Annotated in this window: 23 protein-coding genes and 1 tRNA gene; 17 read left to right on the top strand and 7 right to left on the bottom strand. The window is 69.7% G+C overall.

What is annotated here, in order from left to right; all coding sequences use genetic code 11:
• Positions 1-29 precede the first annotated feature (29 nt).
• Positions 30-491: a hypothetical protein gene (locus tag ACQG07_RS02025; RefSeq protein ID WP_426737009.1), complete on the bottom strand. Its 462-nt coding sequence runs from the start codon at positions 489-491 to the stop codon at positions 30-32.
• Here ACQG07_RS02025 and ACQG07_RS02020 point away from each other — a divergent pair.
• From ACQG07_RS02020 to ACQG07_RS02010, 3 genes are all read left to right on the top strand, one after another.
• The gene (locus tag ACQG07_RS02020; protein ID WP_426737008.1) at positions 481-1,683 is read left to right on the top strand and encodes an ATP-binding cassette domain-containing protein; all 1,203 of its coding nucleotides are present in this window, start codon (positions 481-483) and stop codon (positions 1,681-1,683) included. The genes ACQG07_RS02025 and ACQG07_RS02020 overlap by 11 nt on opposite strands.
• A complete protein-coding gene (locus ACQG07_RS02015) occupies positions 1,659-3,230 on the top strand; it encodes a hypothetical protein (protein WP_192005207.1) in 1,572 nt (523 codons plus the stop codon). Before ACQG07_RS02020 ends, ACQG07_RS02015 begins: the two co-directional genes overlap by 25 nt.
• A gap of 95 nt (positions 3,231-3,325) precedes the next feature.
• Entirely contained in the window at positions 3,326-3,601 is a 276-nt protein-coding gene (locus ACQG07_RS02010) for a DUF3039 domain-containing protein (protein ID WP_064296346.1), read from the top strand.
• Positions 3,602-3,644: 43 nt separating this feature from the next.
• Here ACQG07_RS02010 and ACQG07_RS02005 read toward each other — a convergent pair whose 3' ends face one another.
• Entirely contained in the window at positions 3,645-4,973 is a 1,329-nt protein-coding gene (locus ACQG07_RS02005) for a nicotinate phosphoribosyltransferase (protein ID WP_274499684.1), read from the bottom strand.
• A gap of 87 nt (positions 4,974-5,060) precedes the next feature.
• On the opposite strand from ACQG07_RS02005, the gene murI reads away from it, so the two are divergent.
• The 4 genes from murI (at position 5,061) to ACQG07_RS01985 (ending at position 8,257) form a co-directional block, all read left to right on the top strand.
• Positions 5,061-5,906 carry a glutamate racemase gene (gene murI, locus ACQG07_RS02000; protein WP_071260977.1) on the top strand — a complete coding sequence of 282 codons (846 nt, stop codon included), beginning with the start codon at positions 5,061-5,063 and terminating at the stop codon, positions 5,904-5,906.
• Positions 5,899-6,633, top strand: a complete 735-nt coding sequence (gene rph, locus ACQG07_RS01995; protein ID WP_064296204.1) for a ribonuclease PH — start codon at positions 5,899-5,901, stop codon at positions 6,631-6,633. The genes murI and rph overlap by 8 nt, the downstream gene beginning before the upstream one ends.
• Positions 6,633-7,268, top strand: a complete 636-nt coding sequence (gene rdgB, locus ACQG07_RS01990; RefSeq protein ID WP_274499685.1) for an RdgB/HAM1 family non-canonical purine NTP pyrophosphatase — start codon at positions 6,633-6,635, stop codon at positions 7,266-7,268. The genes rph and rdgB overlap by 1 nt, the downstream gene beginning before the upstream one ends.
• 77 nt (positions 7,269-7,345) lie before the next feature.
• Positions 7,346-8,257, top strand: a complete 912-nt coding sequence (locus tag ACQG07_RS01985; RefSeq protein ID WP_086473624.1) for a cation diffusion facilitator family transporter — start codon at positions 7,346-7,348, stop codon at positions 8,255-8,257.
• Positions 8,258-8,312: 55 nt separating this feature from the next.
• On the opposite strand, the gene ACQG07_RS01980 is transcribed toward ACQG07_RS01985, so the two are convergent.
• Both ACQG07_RS01980 and ACQG07_RS01975 read right to left on the bottom strand, forming a co-directional pair.
• Positions 8,313-9,059: a DedA family protein gene (locus tag ACQG07_RS01980; RefSeq protein ID WP_085510558.1), complete on the bottom strand. Its 747-nt coding sequence runs from the start codon at positions 9,057-9,059 to the stop codon at positions 8,313-8,315.
• 52 nt (positions 9,060-9,111) lie between these two features.
• Positions 9,112-9,193: transfer RNA gene (locus ACQG07_RS01975), tRNA-Leu, on the bottom strand.
• 243 nt (positions 9,194-9,436) lie between these two features.
• Here ACQG07_RS01975 and ACQG07_RS01970 point away from each other — a divergent pair.
• Entirely contained in the window at positions 9,437-11,350 is a 1,914-nt protein-coding gene (locus tag ACQG07_RS01970) for an anthranilate synthase family protein (protein WP_426737006.1), read from the top strand.
• Positions 11,351-11,418: 68 nt separating this feature from the next.
• On the opposite strand, the gene ACQG07_RS01965 is transcribed toward ACQG07_RS01970, so the two are convergent.
• Positions 11,419-12,162, bottom strand: a complete 744-nt coding sequence (locus tag ACQG07_RS01965) for an NAD(P)H-hydrate epimerase (RefSeq protein WP_426737005.1) — start codon at positions 12,160-12,162, stop codon at positions 11,419-11,421.
• Between the two features lie 107 nt (positions 12,163-12,269).
• On the opposite strand from ACQG07_RS01965, the gene ACQG07_RS01960 reads away from it, so the two are divergent.
• Positions 12,270-12,542 (top strand): DUF2277 domain-containing protein, encoded by a 273-nt coding sequence (locus ACQG07_RS01960; RefSeq protein WP_159878298.1) that lies wholly within the window; start codon positions 12,270-12,272, stop codon positions 12,540-12,542.
• A 39-nt stretch (positions 12,543-12,581) separates the two neighbouring features.
• Here the strand turns inward: ACQG07_RS01960 and ACQG07_RS01955 are convergent, their stop codons facing one another.
• Entirely contained in the window at positions 12,582-12,974 is a 393-nt protein-coding gene (locus tag ACQG07_RS01955; RefSeq protein WP_426737004.1) for a ribonuclease inhibitor, read from the bottom strand.
• Between the two features lie 96 nt (positions 12,975-13,070).
• Here ACQG07_RS01955 and ACQG07_RS01950 point away from each other — a divergent pair, with 96 nt between their 5' ends.
• Genes ACQG07_RS01950 through ACQG07_RS01920 form a run of 7 tightly spaced genes read left to right on the top strand, consistent with a single transcriptional unit; the run spans position 13,071 to position 17,639 of the window.
• Positions 13,071-14,300 carry a CpaF family protein gene (locus ACQG07_RS01950; RefSeq protein ID WP_426737003.1) on the top strand — a complete coding sequence of 410 codons (1,230 nt, stop codon included), beginning with the start codon at positions 13,071-13,073 and terminating at the stop codon, positions 14,298-14,300.
• On the top strand, positions 14,297-15,166 hold the full coding sequence (locus ACQG07_RS01945; protein WP_426737002.1) for a type II secretion system F family protein: 870 nt from the start codon (positions 14,297-14,299) through the stop codon (positions 15,164-15,166). The genes ACQG07_RS01950 and ACQG07_RS01945 overlap by 4 nt, the downstream gene beginning before the upstream one ends.
• Positions 15,163-16,101: a type II secretion system F family protein gene (locus ACQG07_RS01940; RefSeq protein WP_426737001.1), complete on the top strand. Its 939-nt coding sequence runs from the start codon at positions 15,163-15,165 to the stop codon at positions 16,099-16,101. The genes ACQG07_RS01945 and ACQG07_RS01940 overlap by 4 nt, the downstream gene beginning before the upstream one ends.
• Before the next feature lie 13 nt (positions 16,102-16,114).
• Positions 16,115-16,309, top strand: a complete 195-nt coding sequence (locus ACQG07_RS01935; RefSeq protein ID WP_426737000.1) for a hypothetical protein — start codon at positions 16,115-16,117, stop codon at positions 16,307-16,309.
• Complete coding sequence (locus ACQG07_RS01930) at positions 16,293-16,718, top strand: TadE family protein (RefSeq protein ID WP_426736999.1); 426 nt, start codon at positions 16,293-16,295, stop codon at positions 16,716-16,718. Before ACQG07_RS01935 ends, ACQG07_RS01930 begins: the two co-directional genes overlap by 17 nt.
• Positions 16,693-17,181 carry a TadE family protein gene (locus ACQG07_RS01925; protein ID WP_426736998.1) on the top strand — a complete coding sequence of 163 codons (489 nt, stop codon included), beginning with the start codon at positions 16,693-16,695 and terminating at the stop codon, positions 17,179-17,181. Before ACQG07_RS01930 ends, ACQG07_RS01925 begins: the two co-directional genes overlap by 26 nt.
• A gap of 53 nt (positions 17,182-17,234) precedes the next feature.
• Positions 17,235-17,639, top strand: a complete 405-nt coding sequence (locus ACQG07_RS01920) for a hypothetical protein (protein WP_426736997.1) — start codon at positions 17,235-17,237, stop codon at positions 17,637-17,639.
• A 22-nt stretch (positions 17,640-17,661) separates the two neighbouring features.
• On the opposite strand, the gene ACQG07_RS01915 is transcribed toward ACQG07_RS01920, so the two are convergent.
• Positions 17,662-18,930 (bottom strand): MFS transporter, encoded by a 1,269-nt coding sequence (locus ACQG07_RS01915; protein ID WP_426736996.1) that lies wholly within the window; start codon positions 18,928-18,930, stop codon positions 17,662-17,664.
• Between the two features lie 46 nt (positions 18,931-18,976).
• Here ACQG07_RS01915 and prfB point away from each other — a divergent pair, with 46 nt between their 5' ends.
• The gene (gene prfB, locus ACQG07_RS01910; protein ID WP_079705593.1) at positions 18,977-20,086 is read left to right on the top strand and encodes a peptide chain release factor 2; all 1,110 of its coding nucleotides are present in this window, start codon (positions 18,977-18,979) and stop codon (positions 20,084-20,086) included.
• The last annotated feature ends 78 nt before the right edge of the window (positions 20,087-20,164 follow it).

The raw sequence follows: 20,164 nt of genomic DNA, 5'->3' as shown, positions 1-20,164 counted from the left end.
GCACCTGCGCCGACGACCCCTTCCGACGATCAGGGCGCTGCGACGCCGACGGCACCGAAGCGCGCACCCCGCTCGACCACGCCTCGGGCTTCCGGAACGGCGAAGGCCCCGGCGAAGCGGCCGAGCACGCCCCGCACCCGCACCACGTCGGCGAGCGAGACCTCGGGCGAGTCCGGGGACGCGACCACACCAGCACCGAAGGCGACCACGGCACGCTCGACGACCGCTCGGACCTCGACGGCGAAGACCACGGGCACCAAGTCGACGACGGCGCGCACCACCGCCGCGAAGCGCACGCCCGCGAAGTCGGCTGCTGCAGCCGGTGGTGCGGAGGGCACTGAGTCGGCCGAGACGACCACCGCCCCGAAGGCGCCCAGGTCGACGACGGCGCGCCCCGCAGCCGCGAAGCCGGCGACCAAGGCCGCAGGCGCCAAGACGACCACCGCCCGGACCTCGACGACGAAGTCCACGACGGCCCGGATGCCGGCCAAGCGCACACCGGCGCGCACCAGCGCCGCGAAGCAGACCGAACAGACGGCAGCCGCGGTCGCCGGCGTCCTCGACGAGGTCAGCGCACCGGGGTCGGTCGACCGGGCGACGACGTCGGCGCCGTCCGAGCAGCCGTCCCCCGAGGTCGCCGACCGGATCATCGTCGACGAGCCTCGGCCCGACCACACGCAGACCACGACCCCGGTGAGCGCTTCATCCACCGCCGAGCAGGCTGCGGACGACACGGCTCCGCAGACGACGCCGGCACCGTCGGAGTCCGTGTCGGTGGCGCCTCCGCAGGAGGAGGTCGTCGCTCCGGCGGCAGCCCCCAAGCGTCCTGTCGGTCGTCCCGCGGCGACCCCGCCGTCCGCCGCCACCTCGTCGCCCGCAGCGACGACGGCGCAGCGCACCGAGGCTGCCGACGACGACGCACATCCCGTCGTCCTGTCGATCTCGGGACTCGTCAAGCAGTTCGGCGACACGGTCGCGGTCGACGGCGTCGACCTCGAGGTCCGCCGCGGCTCCTTCTACGGCATCGTCGGGCCCAACGGGGCCGGCAAGACCACCACGCTGTCCATGGTCACGGGTCTCCTCCGTCCCGACGCAGGGTCCATCACCGTCCAGGGCGTCGACGTCTGGCAGGATCCCGCCGAGGCCAAGCGGGCGATCGGTGTGCTGCCCGACCGGCTTCGGCTCTTCGACCGCCTGACCGGCAGCCAGCTCCTGTACTACTCCGGCGTCCTGCGGGGGCTCGACCCCGCGACCGTCAAGTCGCGGACCGCCGATCTGGCCCGTGCCTTCGGTCTGGACGACGCGCTCGGTCGTCTCGTCTCCGACTACTCGGCGGGCATGACGAAGAAGATCGCGCTGGCAGCCGCACTCATCCATTCGCCGCGGCTCCTCATCCTCGACGAGCCGTTCGAATCGGTCGACCCGGTCTCCGCGGCGAACGTCATCGAGATCCTCCAGCGGTACGTCGCCAACGGCGGAACCGTCGTGCTCTCGAGCCACGGCATGGACTTCATTCAGCGCGTGTGCGATCACGTGGCCATCATCGTGCAGGGCAAGGTGCTGGCCGCCGGGTCCGTCGACGAGGTGCGCGGAACGGGCACGCTCGAGGAGCGGTTCGTCGAGCTCGCCGGGGGCCGCAAGTCGGCAGAGGGAATGGAATGGTTGCACAGCTTCTCCGACTGAAACTGCAGCTGACGCTCAACGCGTTCCGCCGCAGCCCCTGGCGACTGGTCGGGCTCGTCCTCGCGATCGCGGTCGGCGTGTGGATCGTCGTGCTCGCGAGCACCGGTCTCGTCGCGCTGCGCGGTGGCGATCCAGAGGTCACCCGCAACCTGCTCGTGCTGGCCGGATCGGCCGTCGTCCTGGGGTTCATCATCCTTCCGCTCGTCTTCGGTGTGGACGATCAGCTGGATCCTCGGGCGTTCTCCCTCTTCGGGCTGCCCAACCGCACCCTGTCGGCCGGCTTGCTCGTGGCGGCGCTCGTGTCGGTGCCGTCGCTCGTCCTCGCCGTCCTCGCGGCCTCGTCGGTGGTCACCTGGTCGCGGTCGCCGTTGCCCGCCGTCCTCGCCGTGGTCTCCGCCGTCCTCGGTGTGCTGCTCTGCGCGCTCCTGGCCCGGATCGCCACCTCGATCTCCGCGAGCCTCCTCTCGACGCGTCGCGCCAAGGAGGTCATGGGTGTCCTCGGGCTGGTGCTCATCATCGCCGTGGCCCCGGCGATCATCGCCCTCACCACCGTGGACTGGCAGCGCGACGGATTCGCCGTCCTCGGCCGGGTCGCCGACATCCTCAGTTGGACCCCGCTCGGCGCCGTCTGGTCGTTCCCCGGTGATGCCGCACTCGGTGGCATCGCGCCGGCGATCGTCAAGCTGCTGCTCACCGCGGCGACCATCGCCCTGCTCTGGTTCGCCTGGCAGGCGTTCGTCGCCCGACTGCTCGTGGCGCCGGAACGCCTGGGGACGGGCCGCGACAGCACCGGTCTGGGCTGGTTCGACCTGCTCCCCGGTTCCCCGTCCGGAGCCATCGCCGCCCGCAGCATGACCTACTGGCTGCGCGACCCACGGTACCTCGTCTCCCTCGTGATCATCCCGATCGCGCCTTTCATCTTCTTCGTGCCCATGCTCGTCGCCGGCATCCCGATGAACGTCCTCGCACTCGTCCCACTCCCGGTCGTGTGCTGGTTCCTCGGCTGGCTCCTGCACAACGACCTCGCCTTCGATTCGACCGCGGTCTGGCTGCACGTCGCCTCGGGGGTCCGCGGACGATCGGATCGGATCGGCCGGCTCTTCCCGGTGCTCCTCATCGGCATCCCGCTCATCGCGGTCGGCTCGACGCTGAGCATCCTGTTCTACGGCGACTGGGACGCCCTGCCGTCGATGATCGGGGTGAGCACGTGCCTGTTGTTCAGCGGTGCCGGTATCGCGAGCTTCGTGTCCGCGCGGTTCCCGTACCCGACGTCACTTCCCGGCGACAGCCCGTTCCAGCAGCCGCAGGTCCCGGGCAGCAGCGGCATGTCCGCGCAGTTCCTGAGCCTGCTCGGTACGGTCCTGCTCACGATTCCCGCCGGCTGGTTGGCCGTGCTCGGGCTCACCGGTGAGCCGAACTGGAACTTCGGGGCACTCGCGGTCGGTGCGGGTACGGGCATCCTGGTGCTCGCGATCGGGATCTTCGCCGGCGGTCGCGTCTTCGACCGTCGCAGCCCCGAGATCGTCGGCTTCGCCAGCTCGCACTGACCGGCCGCCCGCGACCGGATCGGCCCGCAGGAGACCCGGGTGCCGTCCGGCGGTACCATGGAGCCATGGCGCAGCATGACAGCACGAAGCAGCAGATGAGCACGATCGATCCCGGTGGCACGCCCGACGGTGGGAGCACGGCGATCATGGATCGTGAGCTCGAGGAGCTGATCGAGAGCGAGAACATCGAGCCCGGCGATCACGAGCGGTTCTCGCATTACGTCAAGAAGGAGAAGATCCTCGAATCGGCGTTGAGCGGCAAGCCGGTGAAGGCGCTCTGCGGCAAGAAGTGGACGCCGGGTCGCGACCCCGAGAAATTCCCGATCTGCCCGGCCTGTAAGGAGATCTACGAGAAGCTCCTCCGCGACTGACGCTGGAGCGCACCGCGGCCGACGCTGAAACGCGTCGCCACGGTCAGCCTTCGAGGTAGACGGTCGGAAGCACCGGGTCGCCGCGGGTGAGGCTGACGGCCCGGGGTGGCAGTTCCGCCACCGCCTGTGCCCGGTGTTCCCTCGCCTGACGCGTCCCCGCGGCGCCGAGGTACTGCTCGTCCACGAGTCCGCCTTCGACGAGCTGGACCATCAGGGGGCGTTCCGAGGCGGCGTCGGCCGCACCCTCGTGTTCGCCCGCAGGACCGTCGCCGAGGTAGATGCGCTCCTCGCGGGCGACCCCGTGCCGGTCGTAGGCGCGGGCAGCGGTCTTGCGGCCGCCGACGGTCGCCTTCTCGGCCGACTTCTTCGCGACGCTGATCCAGTCGCCCTGGTCGTCGCGGTGCGCCACGAGCTTGTAGACCATGCCCATGGCGGGGGAGCCGGAGCCGGTGACCACGGAAGTGCCGACGCCGTAGGAGTCGACCGGGGACGCGGCCAGGGCCGCGACGGCGTGCTCGTCGAGGTCGTTGGTGACCGTGATGCGGGTCGACGTGGCGCCGAGCTCGTCGAGGAGGCGGCGGACCTGGTCGACGACGATCGGCAGATCACCGGAGTCGATGCGTACGGCTCCCAGTTCCGGGCCGGCGAGGCGTACGCCGAGTCGCACGGCCTCCTCGATGTCGTAGGTGTCGACGAGCAGCGTGGTCCCGGCGCCCATCGTGTCGATCTGGGCTCGGAAGGCGTCCTCTTCGGAGTCGTGCAGGAGCGTGAAGGAGTGCGCGGCCGTCCCCATCGTCGGGATGCCCCAGCTGCGTCCGGCCTCGAGGTTCGAGGTGGCGCTGAAGCCGGCGATGTACGCTGCCCGGGCTGCGGCGATGGCCGACCGCTCGCCCGTCCGACGGGAGCCCATCTCGGCCAGGGGGCGGCTGCCCGCCGCTGAGGTCATGCGCGAGGCGGCCGTGGCGACGGCGCTGTCGTAGTTGAACACGCTGAGCGCCAGGGTCTCGAGGATGACTGCTTCGGCGAACGTGCCCTCCACGACCAGGATCGGCGAACCGGGGAAGAAGACCTCGCCCTCGCGGTAGCCCCAGATCGATCCCGAGAAGCGGTAGTCGGCGAGCCAGTCGAGCGCCGTCGTGCTGACGACGCCCTCGTCGCGCAGCCACTCGAGTTCCGATTCACCGAAGCGGAAGTGCTTGAGCAGTTCGAGGAACCGGCCCGTGCCGGCCACGACGCCGTAGCGGCGGCCGCCGGAGAGGCGTCTGGCGAACAGCTCGAACAGGCACTCCCGATCCGCGGTGCCGCGGTGGAGGGCGGCGTCCAGCATCGTGAGTTCGTATCGGTCGGTGAGGAGAGCTGAGGACTCGTGCACCCGTTCAGCCTAGCCGCGAGCGTGCTCGGAACGTGGTGATCGGTCGGTCCGCGACGTCCATCGGCAGGGGCGGTAGGCTGGGTCATCGTGAACGACGCACCCATCGGCATCTTCGACTCCGGCGTCGGCGGACTCACGGTGGCGAGAGCGGTCAGTGACCAGCTCCCCGCCGAGTCCGTGATCTACATCGGCGACACGGCCCACTCGCCCTACGGCCCGAAGCCCATCGCCGACGTGCGGCGCTACTCGCTCGAGGTCCTCGACTCGCTCGTCGACCAGGGCGTGAAGATGCTGGTGATCGCCTGCAACACCGCATCGGCGGCGATGCTCCGCGATGCACGCGAACGCTACTCGGTCCCCGTGGTCGAGGTGATCCAGCCCGCTGTGCGGACCGCGGTCCGGAGCACGAGGAACGGACGCATCGGCGTCATCGGGACCGAGGGCACGATCAACTCGCGGGCGTATCAGGACCTCTTCGAGGTCAATCCCGAGCTGACGGTGTTCGGCCAGGCCTGCCCTCGCTTCGTGGAGTTCGTGGAGGCCGGCGTCACGACCGGCCCCGACCTCCTCGAGGCCGCGGAGGAGTACCTGGCCCCGCTCCGGCACGCCGGCGTCGACACCGTCGTCCTCGGATGCACCCACTACCCCTTCCTCAAGGGCGCGATCAGCTACGTGATGGGTCCGCAGGTGTCGCTCGTCTCGAGCGACACCGAGACCGCGAACGACGTCTACCGCGTGCTCGTCACCCGTGACCTGCTGCGCGACAGCAGCGAACCTGCCACCCACCGGTACGAGGCGACCGGGAGCAGTGCCGACGACTTCATCGCCCTCGCCAACCGTCTGATGGGCCGGGAGATCTCCACCGTCTCGCTCGTCCAGACCGGCGTCATCGACCTTCCATCCCACCAGTTCGAGGAGCACATCCATGAGTGACATCGCGCGCGCCGACGGCCGCACCAACGACCAGCTGCGTCCCATCACGATCGAGCGCGGCTGGAGCGAGCAGGCCGAGGGTTCGGCACTCATCAGCTTCGGCCGGACGAAGGTGCTCTGCACGGCCTCGTTCACCAACGGCGTGCCGCGCTGGCTGAACGGCAAGGGTCGCGGCTGGGTCACCGCGGAGTACGCGATGCTGCCCCGTTCCACCAACGAGCGGATGGACCGTGAAGCGGTGAAGGGCAAGATCGGCGGTCGTACCCACGAGATCTCGCGACTCATCGGTCGGAGCCTCCGCGCCGTGATCGACACCAAGGCCCTCGGCGAGAACACGATCGTCATCGACTGCGACGTCCTGCAGGCGGACGGTGGCACCCGCACGGCAGCGATCACCGGCGCCTACGTCGCCCTCGCCGACGCGATCGAGTGGGCGCGCGGCAAGAAGTTCATCTCGCAGAAGGCATCGCCCCTCACCGACAGCGTCTCGGCCGTCTCGGTCGGGATCATCGACGGTGTACCCATGCTCGACCTCGCCTACGTCGAGGATGTGCGCGCCGAGACCGACATGAACGTCGTCGTCACCGGCGGCGGATCGTTCGTCGAAGTGCAGGGGACGGCCGAGGGCGCCCCGTTCGACCGTCGCGAGCTCGACTCCCTGCTCGACCTCGCCGTCGGGGGCGCGGCGTCACTCAAGGCCATCCAGTTCGAGGCCCTCGGACGCTGATGAGCGTCGAGATCGTCCTCGCGACGCACAACCAGCACAAGGTCGAGGAGTTCCAGCGGCTCGTCAGCCGCGACGTCCCCGGGATCACGGTCCTCGCCTACGACGGCCCGGAGCCCGTCGAGGACGGCACGACCTTCAGCGAGAACGCGTTGATCAAGGCGCGGGTCGCCGCCGCCCACACCGGCTCCATCGCGCTCGCCGACGACTCCGGCATCGGCGTCGAGATCCTGGGTGGATCGCCGGGTATCTTCTCGGCGCGCTGGGCCGGCTCGCAGCACGACTCGACCGCGAACCTCGCCCTGCTCCTCGACCAGTTGCAGGACGTGCACGCGGAGCACCGTGCCGCCTGGTTCGCCTGCCACCTCGCCCTCGTGGTGCCACCGGGGATCCATGGGACGGAGCCGTTCGAGCACGTCGCCGTCGGCACCTGGCGCGGAGCCCTCGCGACGGAGCCGAGCGGGACCAACGGCTTCGGGTACGACCCGGCGTTCATCCCGGACGGTGAGCAACGGACGGCGGCGGAGCTGTCACCGACGGAGAAGAACGAGCTGAGCCACCGCGCGCTCGCCTTCCGAGCACTCGTCCCGGTGCTGCAGCGACTCGTGCCCGAAGGGGCCGCGTCGACCGCCAGCTGAGCATGATACTCAGGACCATTCCTATCTCGGCATGAACCCTTCCGCGGGCGCTGGGAAGCTCCTACGGTTGATGCATCATGGGTCACGATCACGCACACGCCGGTACCGCCAACCGCAGGAGACTCGCGGTGGCGATCGCCATCATCGCGACCGTCCTCGTGGTCGAACTCGTCGGCGCCTGGGTGAGCGGTTCGCTGTCCCTCCTCGCCGACGCCGGGCACATGCTGTCCGACCTCACCGGGCTGATCATCGCGCTCGTCGCCACGATCGTCGCCGCCCGACCGGCCACCGACCGCCAGACCTTCGGGTATCAGCGCGCGGAGGTGTTCGGCGCGCTCATCAACGCGCTCATCCTGATCGCCGTCGCGGTGTCGGTCCTCATCGAGGGGGTGTCCCGCCTCGTCGAGCCGGCGGACGCGGAGGTCAAGAGCCTTCCGATGTTGATCGTCGCCGTCATCGGTCTCGTAGCGAACCTCGCCGCCCTGCAGGTGCTGCGCGGCGGCCGTGACACGTCGATCAACATGCGCGGTGCGTACCTCGAGGTCCTCGGCGACCTCCTCGGTTCGATCGCCGTGATCATCGCCGCGGTGGTCATCATGGTGACGGGTTTCGCTCAGGCCGATGCCATCGCGTCGCTCGCGATCGCCGCGATGATCGTGCCGCGGGCGTGGTCGTTGCTCCGCGACGTCGTCCACGTCCTCAGCGAGTCCGCACCGTCCGACACGGACGTGCAGGAGATCAGGGACCACCTGCTCGGCACCGACGGTGTCGTCGCCGTCCACGACGTCCACGTCTGGCAGATCACGTCCGGACAGCCGGTCTTCTCAGCACACGTCGTCGTCGAGCAGGAGGTGTTCGCCGATGGTGGCACGGGGGAGCTGCTCGACCGTCTCGGTTCGTGCCTCCACGACCACTTCGACGTCGAGCACTCGACGTTCCAGCTAGAACCCGAGGAACACGCCTCGCACGAGGAATCGCACCACCGCTGACGTGCGGGGCGGGCCCGGCTGTCACGACCGCTCGTGCGAGCGGCGCCGACGGTGATCAGACCGTGTCGTTCCCGCGGTCGCGCTTGAAGACGTCCTGGTCGGCGAGCTTCGAAGCCGCGGCCCGACGCTCCTCCTCGGTGATGGTGCCCTGCAGCGCCTTCGCCTTCCGGCTGGACTGGATGTAGTGCCAGGTGGTCGGGATGAGGGTGAGGACGACGGCTCCGATGAGGATGACGTCGATGTAGTTCTGCACGAAGGTGGCGACCGGGGGGATGTACCCGAGCAGGTAGCCGAAGAAGGTGAGCCCGGCGCCCCAGATGAGCGCGCCGATGAGGTTGTAGAGCGAGTACTTCTTATAGTTCATGTGGCCGATGCCTGCCGCGACCGGGGCGAAGGTCCGGACGATCGGCACGAAGCGCGCCAGGATGACCGCGAGGGCGCCGAAGCGCTCGAAGAAGGCGTTCGTCCGTTCGACGTTCTTGATGCTGAAGAGGCCGGACTCCTTGCGTTCGAACACCTTCGGCCCGAGTTTGTGCCCGATGAGGTATCCGACCTCGCCACCGAGGAACGCGGCGAACCCGATCGCGAGGCAGACCCACCAGATGTCGATCTCGATGACGCGGGCGGAGCCGAACGCGAGGAGGCCGGTGATGACGAGCAGGGTGTCGCCGGGGAGCAGGAATCCGACGAGGAGGCCGGTCTCGGCGAAGACGATCGCGCAGACCACGACGAGGGCCCAGGGACCGACGGCCGTGATGATGCCCTCCGGGTCGAGCCAGGGGATGAGGGCGGTGTGGACCATGCGGAGCTCCTGCTGTAGGGGGAGGGATGGAACGGCGTACGACGATGTCGCGTGCGGGAGAAGGGACTTGAACCCTCACGCTCGAAAGCACAGGAACCTAAATCCTGCGTGTCTGCCAATTCCACCACTCCCGCGGCCCGCTCAGTCTACGGGAGCGAGGTCGGGAACGTCCTGAGCTTCGGGGGAGGAGCCGCGGCCAGCGGAGCCCGGGTCGGCCCGTGTATGCTCGGCTCCATGCGAACGACGTGTGCAACGAGCTGGTGGCCCGCCTCCTAGGCGGACCGCGCACGTGCACACACGACGACTCGACCGCCTGACAGGGCGGTCGTTCTCGTTCGGAGGCCCTGTCGGATCGGTCCCAGCCTGAGGACACCACCATGACCACCCTGCTCCACCGCGTGCTGCACGCCGGCCCCGACTTCCCGTTCGCGGTGCTCCGCCGACACGGCAGCGACACCGTCGACCTCTACACGGGCGACGTCGTCGACGTCGAGTCGCTCGCCGACATCCCGCTCGGATCCGCCGGCGACGACCACCAGCCCGAGGTCCTCACGCTCGTGCCCTACCGCCAGGTGCGCGAGCGAGGCTTCGCCGCGATGGACGACGGCGCTCCGCTGCACTGCCTCGTGGTGAGCGAGCGCGAGACGGTGACACTCGACGAGCTGCTCGACCGACTCCCCGCCGACGCGGTCCCGCTGGTCGACGGCGGGTTCGACGTCTCCGACGAGGACTACGCGTCGATCGTGCGCCGCGTCATCGAGGACGAGATCGGACGCGGCGAGGGCGCCAACTTCGTCATCCGCCGCGAGTTCACCGCGACGACCGAGGTGCCGGCCGAGCGCGCCGTCCTCGCCTGGTTGCGGGCGCTCCTGTCGGGGGAGACCGGTGCCTACTGGACCTTCGCCGTGCACACGCCGGGCGTCTCGATGGCCGGTGCGACGCCCGAGCGCCACGTCGCGGTCGCCCGCGACGCGTCGACCGGTGAACGCACCGTCACCATGAACCCCATCAGCGGCACTTTCCGCCACCCGCGCTCCGGCGCGACCGGCGACGACTTCCGCGCGTTCCTCGGCGACGTCAAGGAGACGGAAGAGCTCTTCATGGTCGTCGACGAGGAGATGAAGATGATGAGCCGGGTGTGCGCCTCCGGTGGACGCATCCTCGGCCCCTACGTCAAGCAGATGTCGCGCCTCACCCACACCGAGTACCTGCTCGCCGGGACGAGCGAACTCGACGTCCGCGAGGTCTTGCGGTTGACGATGTTCGCACCAACCGTCACCGGCTCGCCCATGCAGAACGCGTGCTCGGTCATCGCCCGCCATGAGCGGAACGCGCGCGGCTACTACTCCGGGGTGCTCGCGCTGTTCACCCCCGTGGGCGACGGCGACTACGAACTCGACGCACCGATCCTCATCCGCACCGCCTATGTCGACGACGCCGGCCTCGTCCGCGTGCCCGCCGGTGCGACGCTCGTCCGTCACTCGGATCCCGAGTCGGAGGTCGCCGAGACGGCGGCGAAGGCGGCCGGCGTGCTGACCGCGCTCGGCGTCATGGCACCCGCCGAGCTCGGCCCGACCGTCGACCTCGCGGCGGAACCCGGTGTGCAGGACGCGCTCCGAGCGCGGAACGAGCGGTTGGCGTCCTTCTGGTTGCAGCCGCAGCACCCGGCGCCCGTCGGTTCGTTGTCGGGTCGTACCGCGGTCATCGTCGACGCCGAGGACGAGTTCACCGCGATGCTCGCCCACCAGCTGCGCCACTTCGGGATGACCGTCAGCGTTGAGCACTGGTCGGCGGTGGCCGACGCGCTCGTGGACGTCGACCTGCTCGTCGCCGGCCCGGGTCCGGGCGACCCGCTCGACCTCGCCGACCCGCGGGTCCGCCGGATGCACGAGATCGTGTCAGCGCGCCTCGCCGCCGGAGCGCCACTGCTCGCCGTCTGCCTGAGCCATCAAGTGCTGGCGATCCAGCTCGGGCTGCCGATCGAACGCCTCGACGCGCCACGACAGGGGCTGCAGCTCGACCTCGACCTCTTCGGTGAGCAGTCGCTGATCGGGTTCTACAACACCTTCACCGCACGGCTGGCGGGTGAGGCTCCGGTCGGTGGGGTCGAGATCGCCGCCGATGCGGCGTCCGGCGACGTGTTCGCGATGCGTGGTCGCGGGTTCGCGTCGGTCCAGGGGCACCTCGAGTCGGTGCTGTCGCGCGACGGACTCCGAACCCTCGGGTCGCTCGCGGGCCACGCGCTCGCGGGTGTCGCATCAGGGCGATCGGCTGCTGCCGTCGGCTCCTGAGCGTCAGGCACCGCCTGGGTGGTCGGTGTTGCCGATCGCCCAGGCGACGGGCCGGGCTGAGCAGTCGGTCAGGCGTCCGCCTGGTCGAGCGTCGTGAACGGCGTGACGTCGGCCAGCTGCGGCCCGAGACCGATGTCGATGAGGCGGACGTCGCCGGCGTAGGCCGAGCCGGGCGGGATGAGGAGCCCGGCCTTCACCGCGCCGAAGGTGACCGTGACCTCCGCCGGGAGGACGGCACCCTCGGGGACGCTTCCCTCGTCGGGGTCGATGCCGCTCGGGACGTCCACGGCGACGACCGTCGGTCCGTCGGAGTTCTGCACGACTGGGAGGACCGCCTCGACGATCGCCTTCGGCGCACCGCGCAGGGTGGGGTTCCGGCTTGCCCCGATGCCGAACACGGCATCGACGACGATCGCGGCGCCCTTGGCCTCGTCGGCGGTGTCGTCCGGTTCGGCGGGGGAGTTCATGAGGAAGCGGACACCGGCCTCGACCGCCGCGGCGTAGCCCGCCTCGTGGGCGTGGTCACCCGTCCTGGCCACGACGAGGTCGAGCGGGACGTCGTCCGGACCGGTCGTGCCGGCGAGCTCCGCCGCCGCGAAGAGGGCATCACCGCCGTTGTCGCCTGAGCCGACGAGCAGCAGGATCTTCCAGACGTCGGGTGCCTCGCCCTCGAGGCCCTCAGCGCGATCGGCGAGGACCGTCCGCAGTTCTTCGGCGAGTCCGTGGGCGGCTCGCGCCATGAGTGGTTCCCCTGCGTCCAAGAGTGGTGCCTCTGCGGCTCGGACCTGGTCTGCGGTGTAGCCGTTGATCATGGCGCCCACTCTTCCGGCTCGTGTCGACCGCCGCAAGCGGTTGCGGCGCGGCGCCAGCTCCCGAATCACCTCTGGCTCCTGGCGTGCGCCGGGGCTACCATGCCTGCATGTGCCGGAACATCCACACCCTTCACAATTTCGAGCCGGCCGCGACCGATGACGAGGTCGAGGCCGCGGCGCTCCAGTACGTGCGGAAGATCAGCGGGTCGACGAAGCCGTCCCAGGCGAACGCTGAGGCGTTCGATCGAGCGGTCGCGGAGATCGCCCACATCACCCGCCATCTGCTCGAAGACCTCGTGACGACCGCCCCGCCGAAGGACCGCGAGGTCGAGGCGCAGAAGGCGAAGGAGCGCTCGGCGAAGCGGTTCGCCACGGTCTGAGCGCGACGGGTCGAGCGCGACCGCCGGGTCCCGACCTGGTCAGGCGAGTTCGAGACGGATATCCGGGTGGCCGGCGAAGACCTCGAGGAGGAGGTCGAAGTAGGTCTTGCCGCGGCCGGCGTCGAGGTCGTCGAGCTGCGCGGTGATCCGGGCCGTGTCGAACGGTGCACCCCGCTCGAGCTTCTCCTGCAACCAGGCGCGGGTCGCCGTGACGCCGAGTGCGGTGCGGCTCGCGTCATGCTCCGCCCAGACGAAGTGCACGTCGTCGAGATCGCGGAGCGAGCCGATCCCGCCGTAGAGGACGTCGTCGAGGGCGTCGAGGCTCGGACCCAGATCCCAGTCCTCGTCCTGCATCACGAGCTCGTTCATCACCTCGTAGAACGAGGAGATGTCGTGGATGCGGGAGCCGTCGATGCGGAAGGTGGTCGGCACGGTCCCCGAGCCTAGTGACCGGTCGGGGAGGCGTCGAGTGGAGGGTGCTGTGGATAACTTCTGCGGGGTGTGGCCGGTGTTCGTCAGGATGGCGGCATGGGGACAGCGGCGGAGATCATCACGGCGCGCGTGCGTGACCGGGTGCGTGAGGAGTTTGGGGAGCCGGGTCGGCGTGGGGGAGCGGGGCGGATCGCCCGTGAGGAGGTGCGTCGATACAACGAGCGGGCGTTGAACGACACGACGCCGCTCATCGACGATGAGCACGGGATGACGAGCGAGGTGCTCGCCGCGGTGACGGGGTTCGGGGCGATCCAGCCGCTGCTCGAGGATCCGAGTGTCGAGGAGATCTGGATCAACGAGCCGACGAAGGTGTTCGTCGCCCGTGGTGGGGTGTCGGAGCTGACGGACGTGGTCCTCGGCGAGGGTGATGTCCGCGACCTCGTGGAGCGGATGCTGCGTGCCACCGGTCGACGGGTCGATCTCGCGAACCCATTCGTCGACGCGTCCCTTCCGGACGGCTCGCGCTTGCACGTCGTCATCCCCGACGTCACGCGTCGGCACATGTCCATCAACATCCGCAAGTTCTCCGCACGGATCCGTGATCTCGGTCAGCTGGTGGCCGCAGGGTCGATCAGCTATCAGGCCGCCGAGTTCCTGCGCGCGAGCATGACCGCGGGGGCGAACCTGCTCGTGTCGGGCGCGACCCAGGCAGGCAAGACCACGATGCTCGGCGCCCTCATCGCCGCGCTGGACCCAGCCCTCCGCATCGTCACCGTCGAGGAGACCTTCGAGCTCGCGCCGGGCAACCGCGACGTCGTCGCGATGCAGTGCCGGCAGGCCAGCCTCGAGGGCACGGGAGAGATCACCCTCCGACGGCTCATCAAGGAGGCGCTTCGGATGCGGCCGGACCGCATCGTCGTCGGCGAGGTCCGGGAGGCGGAGAGCCTCGACCTCCTGATCGCCCTCAACAGCGGATTGCCCGGGCTCTGCAGTATCCACGCGAACTCCGCGCGCGACGCGATCGGCAAGCTCTGCACGCTGCCACTGCTGGCGGGCCGGAACATCGACTCGGGGTTCGTGCGCCCGGCCGTCGCATCATGTGTCGACCTCGTCGTGCACTGCGAGCTCGACCGAGCCGGACGCCGACGGGTGGCGGAGATCATCGCGGTCGGCGGGAGCGGGGAGTCCCACACGATCGAGGCCTCCACCCTCTTCGAGCAGCGAGACGGAGAGCTCCGCGCCACCGGTCGCTTCCCGTTGAACGACGCGAAGTATCGTGCGGCCGGGATCTCGCTCGCCTCGATCCTCGCCGTCGGCGAGCGATGAGTCTCGTCGTCGGAGCGGTCCTCGCCGCAGGCCTCCTCCTCACCGTCGCACCCTGGTGGTGGCCGGACCCGGAGCCGCTGCGCGACACCCTGGAGCGGTGGAGGCCGGTCGCTGCGCTCCGCGAACTCCTGATCCTGGCCGGTCTGCCCGGTCGGTACTGGGCGGCCGCCATCGTGGTCTCCGTCCTCGCCGGTCTCGTCTCCGGCGCGGTGGTCCAGGCGCTCTGCCGTGTCCTGCCGTTGAGCGCCGTCGTCGCCGTCGCCGGACTCGTCGCCCCGGTGATCGTGCTCCGGGCCCGCGCCACCTCTCGACGTCGCCTGCAGCGGGGACTGTGGCCGGATGTCGTGGACCACCTGTTGTCCGCGATCCGATCAGGGCTCTCGCTCCCGGACGCGGTGGCCGCGCTCGACACCGTCGGACCCGCACCGCTCCGCCCGGCGTTCGCCGCGTTCAGCGCCGACTACCGTGCTGCCGGCCGCTTCGCCGACGGCATCGACGACCTGAAGACCTCGCTCGCAGACCCGGTCGCCGACCGCATCCTCGAGACGGTGCGCATGGCCCGCGACGTGGGAGGCACGGAACTGCCGGCGGTGCTCCGAGCGCTGTCCGCGGGGCTCCGTGAGGAGTCGGCCATCCGAGCCGAGGCCGAGGCGCGACAGTCCTGGGTGGTGAACGCCGCCAGGCTGGGCGTCGCGGCACCCTGGGCGATCCTCCTGCTCCTGTCGTCCCGGCCGGAGGCCTCGGCCGCCTACAACTCCCGGGAGGGAGCGGTCCTGATCATCGCCGGCGTCGTGGTCTCCGCTCTCGCCTACCAGGCGATGCTCCGTGTCGGACGCCTCCAGCCCGAACGACGGTGGTTCCGGTGAGTGCAGACGGAGCGTGGGCCGTCAGCCTCGGAGCGATCCTCGGGGTCGGCCTTTGGGCGCTCGCGATGCTCCTGCCGGCACTCGGGCGACCACGGCTCGCGGGCCGCATCGCCCCCTATGTCGCCGACCTCTCCAGCGACGCCCGCTCGCAAGCCGCGCGCCGCTCGACCGACCCGCTACCGGTCCTCGGGACCCTGCTGGTCCCGGTCCTCCGCGCCGTTCGATGGTCGCTCGGGCTGGTCGGCGCCGATCAGGAACTCGTCATCCGTCGATTGGGCCAAGCCGGGGGACCGACGCTCGAACGGTACCGACTGCTGCAACTCCTCTGGGGGCTCGGCGGCTTCGCGGTCGCCGCGGCGCTCGCCGTGTTCTCCTTCAGCAACGGTCGGCTCCCGCTCCCGTTCGCAGCACCGCTTCCCGCGGTCGGGGCGGTGGCCGGAATCGTCCTCCGCGACCAACTGCTGGCGCTCGCCGCCAGTCGCCGCCTCGCGCGGATCGAAGAGGAGCTGCCGACGGTGCTCGAGTTCCTCAGCCTGAGTCTCGCGGCGGGCGAAGCGATCACGGATGCGATGGACCGCGTGGCGCGCATCGGGTCCAGCGGGGAGCTCGGTAGGGAGTTCCGCCGGGTGATGGCGGACGTCTCCACCGGTATCCCGTTCGCCACCGCACTCCGGCAGTTCGAGGCACGACTCGCGATGCCGATGCTGTCGCGATGCGTCGACCAGATCCTCGGTGCGCTCGAACGCGGCACACCGGTCGCAGCTGTGCTCCTCGATCACGCACACGACGGACGCGACACCGCCAAACGCCGTCTCCTCGAATCCGCCGGGAAGAAGGAGGTCGCGATGCTCGTGCCCCTCGTCTTCCTGATCCTGCCCCTGTCCATCATCATCGCCGTCTTCCCCGGAGTCTTCGTGCTCCGGACCGGCTTCTGACGAAAGGTTCCACATGTCCTCCCCCTCCTTCCTCGATCGCACGCTCCACCGGAGTCGTTCCCTCCTCGCCGAGGAGCGCGGCGACGTCCCCGGCTGGGTCCTCATCACCCTCATGACGGCCGGGCTCGTCCTCCTCATCTGGGGTGTCGCCGGCCCGGCACTCACGCAGGTGTTCGAACAGGCCATCGATCGTGTCTCCGGCATCTGAGCCCGAGATCGGCGGATGGCGGACGAGGCTCGTGCGCGGCGAGGACGGATCAGCCGTCGCCGAGTTCGTGTTCGTCGGAGCGATCCTCACCGTCCTGATGATGTCCGTGGTCCAGCTCGCGCTCGCCCTCCACGTCCGGAACACGCTCATCGACGCGGCGGCGGAGGGTGCCCGGTTCGGCGCACTGGCCGACACCGAGCTGGTCGACGGCGCCGACCGAGCACGCCAGCTCATCGCCGTCGCCGTGGGGGAGGGCTACACGGGTGACGTCAGCACGACGCTGGCCGAACATCGCGGAGCCGGCATCGTCACCGTGACCGTTCGCGCACCGCTTCCGGTCGTGGGCTTGATCGGACTGCCCGGCGTCTTGGAGGTGGAGGGTCATGCGGTCCTCGAGACACTCGAGTGATGAGCTGCGTCACCGATCGACCGCACGGGACGACGACGGATCGGCCTCCCTCGAGTTCATCACCGTCGGTCTGGTCCTCCTCGTGCCCGTCGTCTATCTCATCGTCGCGCTCGCCGAGGTGCAGGCGGCAGTGCTCGCGGCCGGCGGGGCCGCAGCGCAGGCGGCGAAACTCTACGCGCGGGCCGACGACGACGCCACGGGTCGCGACCGCGTCGAGGACTCGCTCGCACTCGCGCTCGACGACTTCGGGCTCGACCGGTCCCAGTCGTCCGTCACGCTCGACTGCACACCAGCCGGTCTCCCATGCGGGCAGCGCGGCGGTGCCGTAACCGTCACCGTCGACATCCTCGTCGTCCTGCCGCTGATACCCGAGATCATCGGCGTCCAGGCCGCGGTCCCCGTGACCGGCACCGCCACGGCACCGATCTCGCGGTTCGATGACCGGTTCGGCGAGGCGGAATGAGGGAGCCGGGCGGACGACGACATCTGGACGTCGGAGAGGAGGACGGGTCCACCATGCTCCTGACCATCGGATTCGCCGTCGTGGCGCTCGCCTTGGTCCTCGTCGGGAGCGCTGCCACATCTCTATACGTGGAGCACAAGCGGCTCCTCGACCTCGCCGACCGCCTGGCCGCGACCGCCGCGGAGTCCTTCTCCATCGACGACGTCACGATCCAGCCCGACGGGACCTTCCGACCCGCCCTCGATGACCACTCGGTCCGTTCGAGTGCACGCGACGACCTCATCACCGGCGGTGCGGGTGCGCTCACCGGCGTCGAGATCGTCGCGGCACGGACCCCGGACGGCCGGAGCGCGGAGGTCTCGCTGGCGTCGGATTGGCGGCCACCGATGCTGACGCTGTTCGTCCCGCAGGGCCTCCGGATCGAGGCGACCGCGAGTGCTCGCAGTGTCTTCTGGTAACGGCGGACGGGCCTCCCGACGATCAGGGGAAGGGGCGGGTGCCGCGATCGATGAAGCGGGGGATGAACCGGAAGAGGAGGAACGCGCCGATGAGCCCAACGCCGCCGATGGTGCCGGCGGCGAGGGAGATCGACGCAGCCGCGGTGATCCCGGACATCGCCAGGGGAGCAGCGGCGGTGCCCGCGTCGCCCAGGAAGCGATAGGCGCCGAGGAACGGCGCGGGACGGTCCGGTGGCGCGAGGTCGGAGCCGAGGGTCATGAGGATGCCGCTACCGAGCCCGTTGGACAGTGCCAGCACGAGCGCGACGGCGATGAACCAGACTCGCGCCTCATCGAGGTCGTGCGTGAAGGCCAGGACGATGAACCCGGAGCCCAGCCCGATCATCGACGGGACGGCGGTCCAGATCCGTCCCCAACGGTCCATGACCTGACCGCTGGCGTAGAAGAGGGCGAACTCCACCGCGCCGACGACGCCGATGATGAGCGCCGTGTCCGTCTCCGAGACGCCGATGCTCACGGCCCACAGGGGGAGCAGGACCGCCCGACACGACCGCAGGGCGCCGACGAGCGCGGCGGTGGTGCCCATCCGGGTGAGGACGGCGCCGTGCGCGCGGATCGAAGCGATGAGGCCGCTCGACTCCTCGGACGCGAGCTCCTCACCCTCGGTGCGCTCCTCGCCGTCGACGGTGCGCGTCGACGGCGGTCGCCCGAACATCTCCGCCGGGTCGGGGAGGACGAGCAGGGTGACCGCCGACCCGGCACAGCAGATCACCATCACCCAGAACGCCGCCTGCGACGTCCCGGTGAGGTGGATGACGCCTGCGGCCAGGAACGGTCCGATGAACGTGCCGGCGCGGAAGACACCGCCGAGGGAGGAGAGCGCCCTCGCCCGGTACCGCATCGGCACGTACGTCGTCATGAACGCGTGCCGTGCCAGACCGAACACGGCGGTCGCGAGCCCGATACAGAAGATGCCCAGGGCGAGGACGAACGGATTGGGGGAGATGGCAGCCGTCGCGACCCCGACGACCGCGAGCAGCGCCGCCCACATCATCGCGAAGCGTTCGCCGATCCGACTGACGATCCATCCGGACGGGACGTCGCCGACGAGTTCGCCGAGCATGATGAGCGAGGAGATGACTCCGGCGACGGCGAGCGTCGCCCCCAGGTTCCCGGCGACGGCCGGGATGATCGGGATGATGGCGCCTTCACCGATCGAGAACAACAGTGTGGGGAGGAAGACCGAGACGGCCACGGAGCGCAGCTGGAACGGGCGTTCGTCGGAAGTCATCCTCTCGATCGTACGCCCGCGGCCCTGCGCGGTAGGCTGAAGCCAAATGTTTGACTTGGACCTCTCCACACAGATCAGTACCCTCCGCTCGACCTTCGACGACATCCGCACCGTCGTCGACGTCGACCGTCTCGAAGCCGAGATCGCGACGCTGAGCGAGCAGGCGGGTGCCCAGGATCTCTGGGACGACACGACGAACGCGCAGAAGGTGACGAGCGCCCTCAGTCACCGTCAGTCCGAACTCGCCCGCATCACCAGCATCGCGAACCGGCTCGACGACCTCGAGGTGCTCATCGAACTCGCGACCGACGCCCAGGACGAGGAGTCGGCCGAAGAGGCGCGCCAGGAGCTCATCAGCCTGCAGAAGGTGCTCGGCGACCTCGAGGTGCAGACGCTGCTGAGCGGCGAGTACGACCCGCGCCCCGCCGTCGTCACCATCCGCGCCGGTGCCGGCGGTGTGGACGCCGCCGACTTCGCCGACATGCTGTTCCGCATGTACCTGCGGTGGGCCGAGCAGCACAAGTACCCGGTCACCGTCATGGACACGAGCTACGCGGAGGAGGCCGGCATCAAGTCGGCCACCTTCGAGGTCGACGCACCGTACGCCTTCGGCACGTTGAGCGTCGAGGCGGGCACGCACCGTCTGGTGCGCATGAGCCCCTTCGGTGCCGCCGGCAAGCGTCAGACGAGCTTCGCCGCCGTCGAGGTCATCCCGCTCATGGAGGAGACGGAGATCGTCGAGATCCCGGAGTCGGACATCCGTGTCGACGTCTTCCGGTCCAGCGGCCCCGGGGGACAGTCGGTCAACACGACCGACTCCGCCGTTCGCATCACCCACCTGCCGACCGGCACGGTCGTCTCGATGCAGAACGAGAAGAGCCAGATCCAGAACCGCGCCGCGGCGATGCGCGTGCTCCAGTCGCGACTCCTCCTCATCCAGAAGGAGCAGGAGGCCGCGACGAAGAAGGAGCTGGCCGGCACCATCACGGCGAGCTGGGGCGACCAGATGCGTTCCTACGTGCTCGCGCCGTACCAGATGGTCAAGGACCTACGCACGGAGCACGAGCAGGGGAACCCCGCAGCGGTGTTCGACGGCGATCTCGACGGGTTCATCGCCGCGGGTATCCGCTGGCGGTCGATGTCGAAGCCGGAGTAGCGCAGCGCGGCATAGTGTTCGCCCAGCCCTCGTACAGGGTACGGATCGCGGGCGTGTCCTGCCCGTAATCGGCAGGTC

The sequence above is a fragment of the Plantibacter sp. 2H11-2 genome (assembly GCF_050031945.1).
GTDB classification, from domain to species: Bacteria; Actinomycetota; Actinomycetes; order Actinomycetales; family Microbacteriaceae; genus Plantibacter; species Plantibacter auratus.
Note: the sequence above shows the minus strand (reverse complement) of the source record. Positions and strands in the feature narration are given on the sequence as shown.

Excerpts from the sequence above, each read along its gene's own strand:
- ACQG07_RS01980 (WP_085510558.1), bottom strand. The coding sequence starts at position 9,059 with ATGGTCCACACCGCCCTCATCCCCTGGCTCGACCCGGAGGGCATCATC.
- ACQG07_RS02010 (WP_064296346.1), top strand. The coding sequence starts at position 3,326 with ATGAGCACGATCGATCCCGGTGGCACGCCCGACGGTGGGAGCACGGCG.
- ACQG07_RS01950 (WP_426737003.1), top strand. The coding sequence starts at position 13,071 with ATGGGGACAGCGGCGGAGATCATCACGGCGCGCGTGCGTGACCGGGTG.
- ACQG07_RS01915 (WP_426736996.1), bottom strand. The coding sequence starts at position 18,930 with ATGACTTCCGACGAACGCCCGTTCCAGCTGCGCTCCGTGGCCGTCTCG.
- rph (WP_064296204.1), top strand. The coding sequence starts at position 5,899 with ATGAGTGACATCGCGCGCGCCGACGGCCGCACCAACGACCAGCTGCGT.
- ACQG07_RS01965 (WP_426737005.1), bottom strand. The coding sequence starts at position 12,162 with ATGATCAACGGCTACACCGCAGACCAGGTCCGAGCCGCAGAGGCACCA.
- ACQG07_RS01960 (WP_159878298.1), top strand. The coding sequence starts at position 12,270 with ATGTGCCGGAACATCCACACCCTTCACAATTTCGAGCCGGCCGCGACC.
- ACQG07_RS01935 (WP_426737000.1), top strand. The coding sequence starts at position 16,115 with ATGTCCTCCCCCTCCTTCCTCGATCGCACGCTCCACCGGAGTCGTTCC.
- ACQG07_RS01970 (WP_426737006.1), top strand. The coding sequence starts at position 9,437 with ATGACCACCCTGCTCCACCGCGTGCTGCACGCCGGCCCCGACTTCCCG.
- prfB (WP_079705593.1), top strand. The coding sequence starts at position 18,977 with ATGTTTGACTTGGACCTCTCCACACAGATCAGTACCCTCCGCTCGACC.
- ACQG07_RS01945 (WP_426737002.1), top strand. The coding sequence starts at position 14,297 with ATGAGTCTCGTCGTCGGAGCGGTCCTCGCCGCAGGCCTCCTCCTCACC.
- ACQG07_RS02020 (WP_426737008.1), top strand. The coding sequence starts at position 481 with ATGCCGGCCAAGCGCACACCGGCGCGCACCAGCGCCGCGAAGCAGACC.
- ACQG07_RS02015 (WP_192005207.1), top strand. The coding sequence starts at position 1,659 with ATGGTTGCACAGCTTCTCCGACTGAAACTGCAGCTGACGCTCAACGCG.
- ACQG07_RS01985 (WP_086473624.1), top strand. The coding sequence starts at position 7,346 with ATGGGTCACGATCACGCACACGCCGGTACCGCCAACCGCAGGAGACTC.
- rdgB (WP_274499685.1), top strand. The coding sequence starts at position 6,633 with ATGAGCGTCGAGATCGTCCTCGCGACGCACAACCAGCACAAGGTCGAG.
- ACQG07_RS01920 (WP_426736997.1), top strand. The coding sequence starts at position 17,235 with ATGCTCCTGACCATCGGATTCGCCGTCGTGGCGCTCGCCTTGGTCCTC.
- ACQG07_RS01925 (WP_426736998.1), top strand. The coding sequence starts at position 16,693 with ATGCGGTCCTCGAGACACTCGAGTGATGAGCTGCGTCACCGATCGACC.